Here is a 16,284-nt window from a genome sequence, read left to right as displayed (position 1 = left end):
ATGTCTGGAAAAACAGAAGTTGTTAAACCATTATCAGAAGTTGCTATTAAAGATGTTAGTCATTCAAAACAAAAAATAGATAATTGGTTAAAAAGTCATACTCATCAAATTGTAACGTTAGACTTGGTTGCAAGTGTAATGGGAACAATTCCAATTATTGGCAATGTCATGGCTGCCATCGATGTGGTTTCCGACATTTGTTATATCTACGATAAAGGTTTTCAAAATGCCGATATTATGGATTGGACCACAATGGGTATCGACCTTATTGGGATTGCGCCTATTCCGGGAACAACAGCAATCCGTACTTCTGCTCGTCCAGCTCTGTTTCTAGTCCGTCAAGAAGTTAAACGTGTGGGTAAAGCTGCTTTAGGTGAAGCAGTTATTGTGGTGATCTCTAACCATTTAAATGATCAGGTTGCAGGGGACATAGAAAAATTCTGCAAAACTGGGTTAAACAAACTAAATTCAATTTTAGCCACTTGTGGTGGAACCGTCCAAAATGCTACTACACAAATTAATGGCGGAATTGTTCGAGTTGTAACAAAAGGCCAAGTATTTACAAATGCAGGCTCAAATACAAACCGCGCTCAACAGCAAGCTGCCGGTGTTATTAAAGGAATAAAAAGTGGTGACTTAACGCGAGCTGGAAAAAATTTAGTTTACATGACTGAAAACTGGGGGAAGGCTCTTATTAAAACAGGAGCAAATTCCAATGCTAAAGTTGTTACTTCTTTAGTTCCTGCACATTTAAAGCAGCCGATTTTAAATGTAGGTGCAACGATTAATAAAATTGGTATCACTGCCAATACTAAAATTAAAGGCTTGGGAAACGTAGCGCAGCCGCAAACAATTGGGTGGCTATTTGATGTATTAAGAATGAGTGCTTCTAAATTTAGGAAAAAGAAACCAGCTCAAGTTAAGCCAACTCAAACCACACAAGTTAAACATGACAAGAAAAATAATAAATTAGAAAAGGCGAATACTGAACCCGACGCGACTCATAATGCGAATGCATGTAAAAACTGTAAAGGTGCTGCGACTAAACGATCGATTACTTTTGCCATGGGTACTGAGTTTTTAAATCATACCGATGCCCAAATTCATCCATTATTAATAGAGCAATTTTCGAGAACGTACGTATCGAACTTATATCAGTATGATCAATCGATTTTCGGAGCGCGGTGGATTACACCTTTTACAACCAAGATTGCTCGTTGTTCTAGTTACAACATTAATGAACCTAAAGAACCGATTGAGCAAGAGGGTTGGGAGTATATTGGCAGCGATGGCCGTCCTGTTCGCTTACCAGAGCTAAAAGTTGGGCAGAGTTACTATGATGAAGTAGAAACTTTTACTTATACAGTTGTCTCACCTGAAATTAGAGCAATTTCATATGGTGTTTCAGAAACTCGCTTTTATCAAAAATATAAAAATGAGTTTCGTTTAGTCTCCATAGAACGTCAAAATGGATTTAGTATCGGACTGCGTTATGACTATGAATTAGAAAATGGTGATAGCTATTTATCCGACATTATATTTAAACAGCAACAACAAAATTTGGCGCATGTAGCATTACAAATTAATGATGTGCAGAAAGTTGTTGCAGCTTGGTTGGTTGAAGATGGTCAACTTCTAAGACAACTATCAGCATATGAATATAATGAGCAAGGCGATTTAATTAAGGCAACTAATGAGTTTGCTGCTTCTTATGAATATCAATACCAAGCTCACTTATTGACTCGTTATACTGATCTTAGTCAAAGAGGAATGAACTTAAAGTGGGATGGCATTTTACCTAGCTCAAAAGCGATTGAAGAATGGGCTGATGATTATAGCTCTGCGACTAAATTAGATTGGGATGAAAATGTTCGAGTAACTTCAGTCATGGATATCGATGGTAACGTGACTGAATACTATTATGGTATTACGGGTTACACCTATCGAATTATTTATCCAGACAATTTGCAAGAATGGTTCTTTAGAGACCAAGCAAAAAATATAACATCACATATTGCCACAGATGGAACAGAAACATCGTATACCTATGACGAACGCGGTAATGTCTTAAGTATGGTTCAGGCCGATGGTTCAACCTTCTATTATGAATATGACGAAAAAGATAATCTGACCGGTTTTGTTGACGCTGAACAGGGGCGTTGGTTTAAAGAATACGATGCTTCAGGAAATATAATTAAAGAAATTGATCCGCTGAAGCGTGAAACAGCCTATGCCTACAATGCAATGGGTTTGGTAACTTCCATTAAAGATGCTAAAGGCGGTAAGAAGACACTCAAATATGATGATCAAGGCAACTTGGTTACTTATATGGATTGTTCTGGTAAAGAAACGCACTGGCACTATGATGATCGCGGGCGCGTCAAATTTATTGAAAATGCCTTAAAGCAAAAAGTTGAATATTTCTATACGGAATTAACTGCTGAACCAAGAAAACCTCTAGCAAAAGGCTTACCGCTAAATGCTTTTGGACAGCTCGAAAAAATTAAACATGCTGATGGTGCTGAAGAACATTTTATTCATGATGAAGAAGGTCGTTTATTAGTTCATGTTGACTCTAAAGGACAGCAGACACGTTATGAATATGATGCGGCTGGTTTAATTACTAAGCGTATTGACCCATTAAATCAAACCTTAAAATATCAATGGGACCGCTTGAGTCGCTTAAAACGTTTAATTAATGAAAATGGCTCAAGTTACGAGTTTGTATATGATGTTGCGGGTCGATTAGTAAAAGAAATTGATTTTGATGGCAAAGAAACTGTCTATACGTACGATGAATATAATGGTCGTTTAACTAGTAGCATTGAAGTCGCTTCTGCCTATGGTCAAGATTTTAAAGATCGTGCTGCACCTAAAGACCGTATTCAGCAATTTATTTTTGACAGTATGGGACGTTTAGAACAACGTACAGCAGGGTATGGTTATCAAGGGCAAGAGCTTGAAGAAAAGCAAACAGAAGAATTTTCTTATGATGGCCTAGGTCATTTAGTTCAAGCTAAAAATGCAGAAACTAACTTGCAATGGTTTTATGATGCAGCAGGCAATTTAGTTAAAGAACATCATCAAGACGTTGTGACTCAGAAAACTGCTGTGTGGAAACATGTCTATGATGAATTAAATAATCGAACTACAACCATCCGACCAGATGGGCAGAAAGTAGATTGGCTGACTTATGGAAGTGGACATGTCTATGGCGTGGCTTTAAATGGTGAAGATGTTGTTAGCTTTGAGCGTGATGATTTACATAGAGAGACATTACGACACTATGCAAATGGACTTAGCCAACAACAACGTTATGATGAAGTCGGGCGTTTAACTCAGCAATTAATGTTGAATGGGCATGACAAAGGCTATCAGGCCCAAACTCAAAATAATGCCATCCAGCATACCAACCAATTGATTGAACGCTTATATCACTACGATAAAACAGGTGAGTTAACGCTCATTAAGGATACTCGTCGTGGGGCTATTCATTATAAATATGATCCTGTTGGGCGTTTATTAGAAGCGACCAGTAAACTTGGGAAAGAGACTTTTAATTTTGACCCGGCAAATAATATTTTAGATCGATATAACAGTACCAAAGAGCAATCCGCACAGCACATTTCTAGTGAAAAAGGTTATAGCTATAACCGCTTAGTCAATAACGTCGTGCAGGAATATCTTGACCAACAATATCAATATGATGCTTTTGGGCAATTGATTCGACAAAAGTCATCACAAGGTGATTTAAATCTTGAGTGGGATGTATTGGGACGTCTTGTTCGTAGCCGAAACAATCAATACACGGCAGAATATCGCTACGATGCTTTAGGTCGACGTATTCAAAAAACCAGTAAGCATCACCATACAGGTCAAGAGCAGAACATTATTTATGGTTGGGATGGTGATACTTTAGCGTATGAATCTAGTGCTGATTTAACAAAACACTATTTCTACGAAAAAGATAGTTTCGTGCCTTTGTTACAAGCGGCGTATCATCACCCCATTGAGCTACATCAAAACCAAGACTGGTCAGATAAAACATATAGTATTTATAAAGACCCTCTTTGGAATACAGTAAAACAAAGTCAAGGTTTTGATGATATATGGTTTTATCATTGTGACCATTTAGGCACACCGCAAGAAATGAGTGATCAGACAGGCGCCATCGTCTGGAAAGCTCAATATAAAGCTTGGGGTGAGTGTAAGGTAGAACAGGCTAAGTCAGATTTCTTTGAAAATTCAGAGATTATAAGCAATAACATCCGTTTCCAAGGTCAGTATTTTGATGGGGAAACTGGGCTTCATTACAACCGTTATCGTTATTATTCGCCGTATGTAGGGCGGTTTATTAGTAAAGACCCGATTGGATTATTGGGTGGGTTTAATGTTTATGCTTATGCACCGAATCCTAATAATTGGATCGATCCATTAGGTTTAAGCGGTTATACTAAAGATGGGAAAGGCAATACTATTCAATTAGATGCTTATGGTATTCCTGATAAAGAAAAGTTTGAACCGAATCCTAATGTTACGAAGCCTTATAAAAGACCTGTCGGAACTACAAGTGGCCAAAGAAAGTCAGTACAAGGAAAGGCGTGTGTAGTATGTGGAAGTACAAAAGGGGTACAAATACCCGATCATAAGGATGCATTAGTAGTTGAATACTATCGAGATGGTAAAAATGATTTGACTTTACAAAATGATGTAAAAGCAGTACAACCCCACTGTCGTAACTGTTCCTCGACTCAAGGTGGTAAAGCCTCGGGGTTCTCTAAGGCAATGAACAAAAAGCTAGGATTTTAGGTAAAATATGTCTGTAATTGAAATGCAAAAAAATATATGTGAAAAATTTAATTCTAAATTTGTTCAACCTTTGGATAATGAAATGGTTGCTGTAGCTTTGGATTCATTAGGAAAAATACCAATTACGGGAATACGTAATGTATTAGAAGAGGGGGAAAATATTTCATGGTTTTTTTATTGTGGAGAATTTTCTGAAGATGATGATTTCTTTAAACCAATACATATATCTCATTTAGAAAATTATCTTCCCGAAGTTATTCCTTATTTGGCGTTGGAAGAAGGGTTTAGATTTGTAATAGATAAACAGGGTTACGAAGATGTATGGAAGGAAGAGTAGAAACTCAATTTAAATTTTTAACTTATAAAGATATTTATTAGTTTTTTTATGAAAACTTTATAGTATATAACTGCAAATAATTAAGTAATTTAAGTATGGAATATAGAAATATAGAGTTTGATAAAATTGCTAAAAGCGAACAGCAATTACAGTCGCTCTCATTTATTGGTATTAATTATGATAAAAAATTAAAAAAAGCATTAACAGAAGAATATAAAAATCCTTCTGTTGTTGATATTAATATGCTTAAAGATCTTGAGGATAAATATAATTTGCTTCTTACGGAAGAATATAAGAATTTTTTATTGGAAACGAATGGTGGAGTACCTTCAAAGAGTATTTTTGATCTTACAAAGAAAAAGGATATTGTTATAGGACATTTTTTTACATTGTACTCTAAGGTTGAAATGTACACCCTTGAAAACAATAATAATTCTGTAATTTCCTTTCTTGTGGGATATTTTTCAATAGGTGACACAGTGAATGGGGATTATATTTTAATAAATTTAATCATTAATGATAGTGATTATGGTGCAATCTTTATATTCTTTCATGAAAAAGATGAGTTGAAGAAAGTATCTAACTCATTCAATGAGTTTTTAGATAAATTACATGATTGATTTTTAATTTGATATGTTCTGATAAGAAAGTTATATTAAGTGTAAAGTGATTTTAAAGTTTTATTAATAAATTATAAAATATTATTTAAATAGTAGTGCTTTTAATTTGACTGCTTAGAAGCACTACTTAAAAACTAGTTACTTTAAAGGTTAATTTGTGAGTTTTTATATCATTTAGCCCTCTGTGTATACTCTTAAAGATTTTTCTTGTGATTTGAAAGGAAGGCAAAAAAGTATCTGTTTAGTTAACTAAAGCTGATAAACAAATTAGTTCGGGTATAAAATGTGGACAAATTACTGTAGCTCAGTCAAAAGTATTGATACGTGCGGAATTACAAATTATTGGGCAAAAAGTTTTTGGACGTTATAGATAATGGATTCATGGCATAAGTTATATTCAGAAAAGTTAGTAAATTTAATTGTGGATGAGTTTCTAGTTCTTTACGAAAATTATAATAAAGATGAAGATAAAATATATGCTTTAGCATTAATTACTGACGATGATGCTTTGACAAATTATATAATGATATCTACAGAACGTACTAGAAATAGTGTACATGCAGGAGTTGAGTGGGAACCACATTCATGGATGCAGGGCTTAAGTGATGATGATACTTTTGGAGTTAGAGCTTTTACTCCGATTATAATGGAACATTATGAGAATGATATTGCTCCAAAGTTTCAGAAAGGATTTGATTATGATGTAGAATTTAAGGAAAACTTAGAGCTCTATGTATATGCTTTAAAAGAGGCAAAAAATAAATTAATAAAAAAAAATGGGTAAAAGTATTGAAGAAATTGTTTTCTTTGTATCTATCTTAGGAAATCCTGATATAGAGGTATCCACTGCAAAAGAAATTAATACTTTAACCAAAAATCTAAAAGATTTTTTAGAGATAAAAAAATAATTTTAATATATTGAAAGACACCCTTAATTTTGAATAAATAGTTTTATTATGATTTTTCAATAATAGGGTGTTTTATATAGGTTAGTATGAGTAAATAAATGAAAAGTTGGGATCAAGTGACTAAAGATGCTAGTGATTTTATTTCATTCTTAGAACAAGGAAATTTTTTTAATAAACCATTTCAGATGAGTGGGAAACTGTAACGGATACGCCCAACGTATTTCCAGATGATTTTGAATTGAGTGATAAAATTAAATATAAGTTAAAACAGAATAATTATTTTGCTTTTGAACAAAAAGAATTTAATGGTGCTAAAGAAAAATGGGTTTATGGGGAAGCTTGTATACTTACTGAATTAATGTATAGAGATATAGGGATTATTTTTCAGTGTTATGCGAATGATTTTTTCCCAGAAATCTGGAAAAAAATTCTTGAAGTCTATTTAAATGGTGGGTTTCCATGTGGTTGGAGTGGTCATTTGCCAGAAGGAAAGTTGGTTGTTTTTTCTAATGAATAGTATTGTGAAGTAATTTTCAAGACGTAAATAAAGCCTCATTATTAAACAAATGAGGCTTTTTATTATAATCTTCCAAAAGAAAAGCATACTAAATCTTCAGGTATTCATACTAACAGTTCGCGTACTGGTCAGAATTGGAATAAAACTTGGGGAGGAATTTTAAATCAAGTTGAAGCTATGAATTTATCACAAGCTGAATCAAAGGAAATTTTGGAACAACGCTTGAGAGCATTAGCAAGGAAAGAGCGTATTGGAAAGCACAATGCTACAGCTGTTAAGGGTGCAAACTTTTGTCAATTACAGTAAGTTAAAAGGTATATGAAATGTTTGATAAATTAATGACAGATCAAGAAATTAAAGCAAAATTAATTGAAAGAAGTAGCGAAATAAAGAAATTTAGCAAATTACCTCAGCTTGATGATAATTATTTGTCTTTTTTAGGTAAATTTAGAAAAATAGAGATTACACCCGATATTATAATTTTTGGATATGAAACAGCATTAAAAGAAAATCAATATCTTCATGAAAATTATCCTGAAATTTGTGAGAAAGTTTGGATAATTGGTCGTACTGGTCAAGGTGATGAATGGTTTATAGGTAAGGAAAAAAATAATATCTTGTTTTATGATCATAACCAAGGCGAGTATTTGAATATTAATCAGTTTATAGATATGAGAATTACTTTTGCAGACTTTCTTAATATGGCATTTTTTTATCAACAACTTGAAGGAGAATTGGATATAAATGAAGAGCTTAATAAAGTTGAACAAGATCAATTTAAGAAATTAGTCAATTCTATTAATGAAGGTTTATATCAAAGATATCCCTTTGAATATTTTTAGTTTTTGTGTTGGGTTTTGATGGTTTTTAGATAAAAATATTTGATACTATTTAATTGTATTAAATAGGGAGTCTTAATAGTGCAGGTTTGTTTTAAAAAATTATTTGAGGAAGTTGATAAATCTAATGAAATAATTTATGGTGAAAGATTTCTTATTGATCAGGATAATTCTGTTAATGATGATCTATTTAAAAGCTATTTAAATTGTATTCCTGAAAATGATTTTAATATTGATCTAGGAGGGAATATAAATGATTTTTTAGGAAAAGATTCGTTAGACAATATTCAATATATGTTTGAAGATATATTCGATGGGGAAAGTGCTACAGTATTCTTAACACAGCATGATGTAAATATCGTATATATAAATCATAATAGTGGCGAGGTAGGAGCATGTATTTCAGGTGATGAATTACATATCATTGCTAAAAATTTATTTGATTTTTTTCGCAAATTAATATTGTGCAGAATTTAATTATTGACCTATATGACTCTAACCCTAGAGGTGAAAATGGAGGGTATAAGACAGGTTTTTTAGAAGAGTTAAAGAAAATTCTTATAAATGAAAAAGTATTGTTAGATGTAGAGTATTTTATAGAATTTTTTTATGGTTAAAGTGTAAGTGCAATTCAAAAATAAGTAGTACTTCTATATATTTATTTAGAAGTACTACTTTAAAATAAGGTGTTTTAAAAGGTGGATTTGTGAGCTTTTATACAATTTATCCGTCTGAGTATATTAATAGAGATTTTTCTTTTGATTTGAAAGGGAAGCAAGAAGTTATTGTTGACTATTTTAAATTTGACTTAAGTAATCAATTTTTAAAAAATCCTAGAATAAATTTAGATTATGACAATATTTTTTATGATCAATTGAATGAAATATTGGATACGGATTTTTATTATTCATCTTCAGGAATTTTACTTTTTTCAAAAAGATTTTTTAATGAAATGAAGGAAATTATTGCATACGAATGTGATTTCTATCAATGTTATGTAAGAAATCAAGAAGCAGATATTTATGCCATGTATATTAAAAGAAAAAATAATTTATTAGATGAAGATGACTTTATAAAGAATGATCTTGTAGTCGATGACTTATTTATTGCTAGAGATAGTGATAAACCTTATATCTACGTAATGAGCAAAAAATTTGTAGATACTATTAATAAATTTAAATTAAAAATGAATTTCTTAGAATACTAAAATATTAATAACTTTTAAAAGTGAATTAATAGCATAAGTTTTTAATTCACTTTATATCTTTATTACGTTCGTCATCTTCATCCACTCTTGTATTCATATGGTTAAGTTTTCCTTTACAAAATAGACAGATGTTTCTGTATTTTATAAAATAATGCCAATCCTGACAAAGTTTTCATAAAAAAGATGTTATCTCATATACATAGAATTCTAGAAGATTTGGGTATCAGCTCGCAAAAACGCGTGCTTTATGTTCAGTTTTCTAATCCATCGTTGAATACTCAAGTCTTTTTACAAAGTATTGAAGGGCAGCATCAGTTAAATGAAGGACTGACTGCCGATTTATTTTGTCTTTCTACCAATGCCCATATTTCATTAAAACAATTTATTGGATGTCAGGTTGCAGTCGATCAAGTAACTGATCAGGGGCAGTTATATAGAACTACCGGAATTATTACCGAAGCCAGTCAGGGGCAGAGTGATGGTTCATTAACATTGTATAAACTGAGATTACAAGATCCGACCGCGCTATGGCATAAACGCCGAAATAGCCGTGTTTTTATGAATAAAAGTGTACGGGACATTACTGAAATTCTATTTACTGAGTGGCAGAACAAAAGCCCGTTGTTTGCTTCTGGCTTAACTTTAGATTTAAAAAACCTAAGCCAAGACTACGATGTTCGACCTTTTGTCATGCAAAGTAACGAAACGGATTATGAGTTTTTAACTCGACTTTGGCGTAGTGAAGGCATTAACTGGTTGGTTGATGAAGCTCAGCTTTGGGCCGCTGATAGCTCGGATGAGATTCAATCACAAAAGTTACGTTTAATTGATAGTAATGAATCATATTTAGCATTAGACCGAAGAAATATCCGTTATCACCGCAGTAGCGCAGTTGAACAACAAGACAGTATGACGAGTCTTGTGCCAACTCGAAGCTTGCAATCTACAGCCGTGCATGTACAACGCTGGCAGGCTGATGCTTTAAGTCAAGAAGAAGGCATGGGTAGTGTTCAGTCAAAGCATAGTCATAGTGCTAATCAGGATAATGCGAGTTTAAGTCTAGAACATGCATGGCATGTCAGCCCTGCTTGGATGCAAGACTTAAAGGGGGAAGACCAAGCCACTGCATCGGGTCACCAGCAGCTAGAAAAACTCAATCAAAATCTATCTGATTATTACGCATTTCAATCAAAATATTTCCATGCACAAACTACGGTACGTGATGCGCAAGTTGGCTATTGGTTTGAATTGGATGAACATCCTGAAATAGATACTCATAGCGGATCAGACAAAGAATTTCTGATTATTGGGAAAAGCTTCTATTTGCAAAATAATTTGCCTAAAGATTTACAACAGCAAATCAATCAACTTTTTAGTCAAAGCCAATGGCAAAACAATCAATCAGGGCTAAATGACCAGACTGAACGTCAGGGTAATCAGCTCATCTTGTCGCGTAGAAATATTAAAACTGTTCCTGAGTATCATCCGTTAGAGCACCGTCCAGCCGCTTACCCGCAGCGCGCTAGAGTAGTGGGATTGGAAGGCGAAAGTATCCATGTTGACCAATGGGGGCGCATTAAAGTTCGCTTCCTATTTACCCGAACTGACGACCATAGCCATGATGGTGGAGCAGGAAGTAATGACACTGACACCGACTCGGCTTGGGTCGATGTACTCACCCCATGGGCAGGTGAGGGTTATGGCGCACGTTTCTTGCCTCGCGTGGGCGAGATCGTGGTGATCGACTTCTTTGACGGCAACATTGACCGCCCGTTTGTGGTGGGTCGTATTCATGAGGCTGAACGTCACCCAACGCAATTCGACCAGAAAGGGCAGTTACCTGATACTAAAAAACTCAGTGGCATCCGCTCCGAAGAAGTCGACGGTAAGGGCTTTAACCAGCTACGCTTTGATGACACCACAGGGCAAATCAGTGCCCAACTAAAAAGTAGCCATGCGGTAAGCCAACTAAACTTAGGTAACTTAAGCCATCCAAAAGACAAGCCGGAAAGTGATGGCCGTGGTGAAGGTTTCGAACTTAGAACAGACCAGTGGGGGGCAGTTCGAGCTGGCAGTGGTTTACTCCTTAGTACCCACAAGCAGGATCAAGCTCAAGGTGGACACCTAGATGCAAATGAAGCAAAACAACAAATAGAAGGCAGCATAAATAATGCCAAGGCACTCAGTGAAGTTGCTAAAAACCAGCAAACTGATCCATTAGATATGCTTGAGAATATTCAGACTTTTTTAGAGCTTCTTAAAGAAGAAGACCCTAAAAAAGCTGCTGAGTTTCAATCAGCAGTGATGGTGTTAGCATCTCCAAAAAGTATTGCTGTAAGTAGTAATGAAGATATACATCTCAGTGCAAATGGTCAGCTCACTCAAAGTGCTGGAGATAGTATTAATATTAGTACGCAAAAGAATATAGTGAGTCATGCGAGTCAAAAAATAAGTCTATTTGCCGCGCAAGAAGATGCTCGGATTTTTGCTGGTCAAGGTAAACTAGAAATTCAGGCCCAAGGTGATGCTTTGGATGTGATTGCTCGAAAGGGCGTGCAAATTACTTCAACCGAAGACACGGTTTTTATTACTAGTCCAACTGAAATTAATCTGACTGCAAATGGGTCTCAAGTAAAGCTAAATGGTTCAGGTATTTTCCCTGTTACGGGCGGTAAGCTTGAGGTGAAAGCAGGGCAGCATTTGTTTATGGGGGGAGAACAAGTTACTCCTCCTAAAAAGCAGGAAAATAAGCCTTATTATTTGACTTTTGAAATTACTGATTTAGATGGAAAGCCAGCGAAAAATGTAGAGTATATTGCTTTTAGAATGGATGGTAGCCGGCAAAAGGGGCGAACTAATGCCCAAGGTTTAACTCAAAGATTTGAAACTGATGGCTCAGAACAAATTTCCATTCATATTAGTGATGAAAATGCTTCTAAATATAAACTAGCGGCAAAAGGTTAGAGATATAATGACTCCTTATACTACGTTTGAATATACAATAGTTTTTTATAATCAAAGAAATAAAGAATTACCAAATGTAAAATACAGCATAATCTTTTTCTGTGAAGATGGGACGAAAGAGACTTATAAGGGCACTACTAACCCAAAAGGACAAACAAAACCAATTCCATTAAATCAAAATGGAAAATTGCATATTTTTGTTGAGGGGCATGAAACTATTCTCAGCCCTAAGAAGACTATAAAGCCTATTTTGGCTGAAGGAAGTAATATAATTGAAGTAAATGCCATAAGCCTTAAGAAAAATACTTTGTTCTTAACAAAAGCTCAGTATGAGCTCAAGCAGAGCAAAGCAAATAAAGATTTAGAAGAGCTAAGAAAAAATGCTAAATCAGTTAAACAAAAAAACTTTTTTAATTTATCAAAAATACAACCAACTTTTCCTTTAGATTTAGCAGAAGAATTAAATGAAAGAATTAATATGTCTTATGAGGAATATAAAAAGAAGAATACTCATATTGTAAAAAAAACAAAATATCTTAAGTTTAAAAACTATGCTGTATATCGATTTATTGATAGTGCAGGGAATGGGATTCCAATTATAGATTATCAAATCTTTGGACAAGGTCAGGATAAGCCCTTGGTTAATTTGAAACCTGGCCCACCTGATAAAAAAGGCTATACTCAATTAGCTTATACGCATTTGAAGAGTAGAGTTACATATACTTTAGGATCTAGTAAAAAAAATAGTGAATGGTATGAACCAATAACTTGTGTAGACAAACAAGTTATTTATCAGATTATTTTTCCTACTTCCACAGCGGTAACTCAACCGGATATTAATCATAAGGAAAATATGGGTGCAAGACAAAAACCACCTATTGTGATTAACCCGTGTACCAATGAAGTTCTTGTGTTGCCGCCTGCAGTCTATGCTGAATTTGATAAAAAAACTAAGATATTATCTGATGCAGTAAAGGAAGTTCACAAGTCTAATAAAGATCTAACGCAAGCAATCCAAAGTCGTGATTTGGAAGAAATTAAAGAATTGGAAAAGCGTTTAAATATAAATCAGGAAAAGGCCATTGAAAAGATTAATGGTGAATTTAAGCAAAGAGCTGATTTAAGAGAAGTATGGGTAGTGGAGAGCACAGGTAAAACAAACGAACAAGCATCTAAATATAATTTAAAACGACGTTATTTAAAAGTTACTGAATATGAGGAGTTAAAAGCAAAGCGTAGGAATCCTCAGACAAATGTGGATGTAACTGCGAATCAATATACAGTACAACAACCTGCACAAATCCGTAGTAGTTTTGAAAAACTTTCCCAGCAACTTTTGACAGCAAAGGGGAGTGTTGGAAGTGATGAGAAGGCTGTTTATAACCTAATAGGAGGTTTGGGAGGGGAAATTGCAGAAGAATACAAAAATAGTAGAGATATTACGGTTACCCAAGAAGCACAATGGATGCGCATGGTCGCTGGAGCAAGCGGAGAAGGTTCAATAAGTGCTGCGCCCAAAGGGGTAAGCATTAAGGCTTCTGGAGATATGTCGACTAAATGGACACTATTTGAAGGAGTGAAAGAATGGCGTAAATTTTATCCTTGTGAAACAGGCTGGAAACTTGAATATGATAACTATGATTTAGGAACAATCCGTTTTTTAATTGGTGCTGAGATATCTGGTTTTTCAGGAGCAAATTTAGGGATCGCTGGTAATCTATCCGTTGATATTTCTTATCAAGGCACAACTCAGGTCATAAAGGCTGCGGTAAGACCACCAGAAAGATCAATGAGTCAGATGGTAGATCGTAATAAAAAGCCTATGTTTCAACCTGCGCAAGGAAGTTTGAAAATAATTGGTGATAATCAGGAAAATGCGCAGAATCAAGGCAATATTGGTATTAATGCATTTGCTGGAGCTCAAATACAAGGTTTACTTAAAGGCGCTATAGAGTGGTTTAAGCCTAAAGGTAATAGTAGTGGTGAAGGTGAGTTTGTGGCAATCGCTTCAGCTGCAGCTGGGGGGGGAGTTAGTATGGGGGCAGGTGCGCAAGGTCAATTTCAAATTGGTTATGACCCTGGTTCAGGTAATTTTAAAATATTAGTAGCAGCTCATTTGTGTTGGGGCGTGGGAGCAAAAGGAGTTGCATCATTTGTTGTGGGCACGGAGCATTTATTGAGTTATCTTGGTTTTGTTAAATCACAAGTTGCTCATGCAGGATTTAAGACACTACTATATATAAATGAAGCGGCATTTTTGTTGGCCGCACAAGTTCTGGCTTATTGTATAGGCGAGAATCATCCAATAATTGATGATATAAATAGAATTGCAGCTTCATATGGAGACTGGATTAGAAGACTAGATATTGATCAAGGGCGTTATAAAACTGCACAAAATATTAATTCTAGTTCTGGGAAGAAAGAGTTATTGTATGCTACACCTGAGACTAAAGGAATATTATTATATGCGGTAACTCATTGGACAGATAGAACCGCTCCTATTTTTGATATGAATATTAAATTTTCAGATATGAAAATTGAATTTTTCCCCACTCGTAAGACAGCAGTAATCAATATTTTTAAAACATGTATTTCTACAGAAGAGTGGGAAAATACGATTCAGCATATTCATCCACGTGGTAATAAGCTTACTCAAACTCAATTGGGTAAAGTGGAAGGAGATATTATTCGCTTTCTTAATTATGGAAGTGATGAAAAGTACGCTGAAGATATAATCCGTTGTTTAAATTCTGGTGTCGAATATAAAGGTACGCAAATTAATATATGGCTTCAGGATTATTTAAAATATCGTAAAGGAGCAAAAAAAATAGCAGGTTCTTTGAATTATATGTTGGTAAAAAATCAGGATGATATGCGTTTTAAACAGCTCCAGATACAGCAAGCAATTAGGAGCGATTCAGAAGAGGTTGCTCTAATAGCGAGTAACTTGAATATTTTGGCGCCGTTTGATCAAGATAATGGAATAATGGATAAGCAAATATATAAAGTTTAATTATATATTTGCTTGATCAAATTTCTAATAATTAACCGCACATCGAACAGAGTTAAATCGATTTAAGTCTATGTTATATTTTTTAATATCAGGGTTGTTAGATAGTTTGGGATCCTCTACAGGATGAATCGCATGGCGACTAAAGGTAAATCCTCCAAACATGTGTAAGTTCTGACCATCAGACGGCTCTGAGCTTCTTACGACCTTCAAAGTTCCTGTTTTAGGACCCTGAGGGTTTTTTTCTGGAGATTTACTATAATACTGTGGGTCATACCAATCAAACATCCACTCATAATTATCGGTAATCATGTCATATAGCCCTAAAGGGGTAGCTGGAAATTGTTGCAATTCTGGTATTTTCTCATCAGTTTTATATTTTGTTATTAGTTCTTGTCTTTGTTTGAAACTCCAAACATTTCTGCCAATATCAATTTTACCATTATCTGTAGGGTAAAGAATGTATTGTCCACGATTTCTTGCTGCATATTCCCATTGTGCTTCAGTAGGTAAATTCATTTTTAAATTAAGTTGTTTTCCTAGCCATTGGCAATAATTTTGGGCTTGTTGCCAATTAATACCAGCCGCCGCAGTGGGAACTCGCTCACTTATTGAGAACTTATCAAACTTTCCAATTTTTTGCTGCCCAGTAACATCGGTATATATATCGAAATCAGCATACGTCGCTTTTGTTGCACTTAATGCATAGTTATCTAAAGTGACTTTGTGTAAAGGTTTGCTATCTGCATCACTATCGTATGGTAATTTATCTGGGCTTTTTTGCTCACCAAAATCTCCCATCATAAAGGTACCTCCTTTAATCTCTACAATATTTTCTTTCGTTTTATCAAGTAGTTTTTGCAACCTCTTTCGTTGCTCTGATGAGAGATTTTGTTTGGTCGCAAATGCTTGTGTTTGCTCTGTATTATTTGTTGATTTTGCACAGGCAGTTAACGTAATACTCGAAAGTAGAATGATGGCTAAATTTTGTTTAATCATCTTATTTAAAAATTATGTAGTTGAGTGGTGATGTGATTATTTTAGTGATAGACATAAGAGATATAAATAGAGTT

Annotated in this window: 9 protein-coding genes and 2 pseudogenes; 10 read left to right on the top strand and 1 reads right to left on the bottom strand. The window is 34.6% G+C overall.

Going from position 1 to position 16,284, the window contains the following annotated elements; genetic code table 11:
- The 10 genes and pseudogenes from MJX77_RS17545 (at position 1) to MJX77_RS17500 (ending at position 15,214) form a co-directional block, all read left to right on the top strand.
- Positions 1 to 4,809: an RHS repeat-associated core domain-containing protein gene (locus MJX77_RS17545; RefSeq protein WP_252059881.1), complete on the top strand. Its 4,809-nt coding sequence runs from the start codon at positions 1 to 3 to the stop codon at positions 4,807 to 4,809.
- Positions 4,810 to 4,816: 7 nt separating this feature from the next.
- Positions 4,817 to 5,146 (top strand): immunity protein Imm33 domain-containing protein, encoded by a 330-nt coding sequence (locus MJX77_RS17540; protein WP_062849148.1) that lies wholly within the window; start codon positions 4,817 to 4,819, stop codon positions 5,144 to 5,146.
- Positions 5,147 to 5,241: 95 nt separating this feature from the next.
- Positions 5,242 to 5,766 (top strand): SMI1/KNR4 family protein, encoded by a 525-nt coding sequence (locus MJX77_RS17535; protein WP_252059880.1) that lies wholly within the window; start codon positions 5,242 to 5,244, stop codon positions 5,764 to 5,766.
- A 373-nt stretch (positions 5,767 to 6,139) separates the two neighbouring features.
- Positions 6,140 to 6,550, top strand: a complete 411-nt coding sequence (locus MJX77_RS17530) for a DUF4303 domain-containing protein (protein WP_252059879.1) — start codon at positions 6,140 to 6,142, stop codon at positions 6,548 to 6,550.
- A gap of 362 nt (positions 6,551 to 6,912) precedes the next feature.
- Entirely contained in the window at positions 6,913 to 7,191 is a 279-nt protein-coding gene (locus tag MJX77_RS17525) for a hypothetical protein (RefSeq protein WP_252059877.1), read from the top strand.
- A gap of 323 nt (positions 7,192 to 7,514) precedes the next feature.
- Positions 7,515 to 8,033 (top strand): SMI1/KNR4 family protein, encoded by a 519-nt coding sequence (locus tag MJX77_RS17520; protein ID WP_252059875.1) that lies wholly within the window; start codon positions 7,515 to 7,517, stop codon positions 8,031 to 8,033.
- Positions 8,034 to 8,111: 78 nt separating this feature from the next.
- Positions 8,112 to 8,647 (top strand): annotated as a pseudogene (locus tag MJX77_RS17515) (hypothetical protein).
- A gap of 89 nt (positions 8,648 to 8,736) precedes the next feature.
- Positions 8,737 to 9,075, top strand: a pseudogene (locus tag MJX77_RS17510) (hypothetical protein); the annotation flags it as partial.
- Positions 9,076 to 9,420: 345 nt separating this feature from the next.
- On the top strand, positions 9,421 to 12,201 hold the full coding sequence (locus tag MJX77_RS17505) for a type VI secretion system Vgr family protein (protein ID WP_252059873.1): 2,781 nt from the start codon (positions 9,421 to 9,423) through the stop codon (positions 12,199 to 12,201).
- A gap of 7 nt (positions 12,202 to 12,208) precedes the next feature.
- Positions 12,209 to 15,214: a hypothetical protein gene (locus MJX77_RS17500; RefSeq protein WP_252059871.1), complete on the top strand. Its 3,006-nt coding sequence runs from the start codon at positions 12,209 to 12,211 to the stop codon at positions 15,212 to 15,214.
- A gap of 24 nt (positions 15,215 to 15,238) precedes the next feature.
- On the opposite strand, the gene MJX77_RS17495 is transcribed toward MJX77_RS17500, so the two are convergent.
- Positions 15,239 to 16,210 (bottom strand): formylglycine-generating enzyme family protein, encoded by a 972-nt coding sequence (locus tag MJX77_RS17495; RefSeq protein WP_252059870.1) that lies wholly within the window; start codon positions 16,208 to 16,210, stop codon positions 15,239 to 15,241.
- Between the last annotated feature and the right edge of the window lie 74 nt (positions 16,211 to 16,284).

Origin of the sequence: Acinetobacter sp. AHP123 (assembly GCF_023757925.1) — a bacterium.
Taxonomy (GTDB): domain Bacteria; phylum Pseudomonadota; class Gammaproteobacteria; order Pseudomonadales; family Moraxellaceae; genus Acinetobacter; species Acinetobacter oleivorans.
The sequence above is the reverse complement of the archived record's forward strand: the minus strand, read 5'-3'. Positions and strand labels throughout refer to the sequence as shown.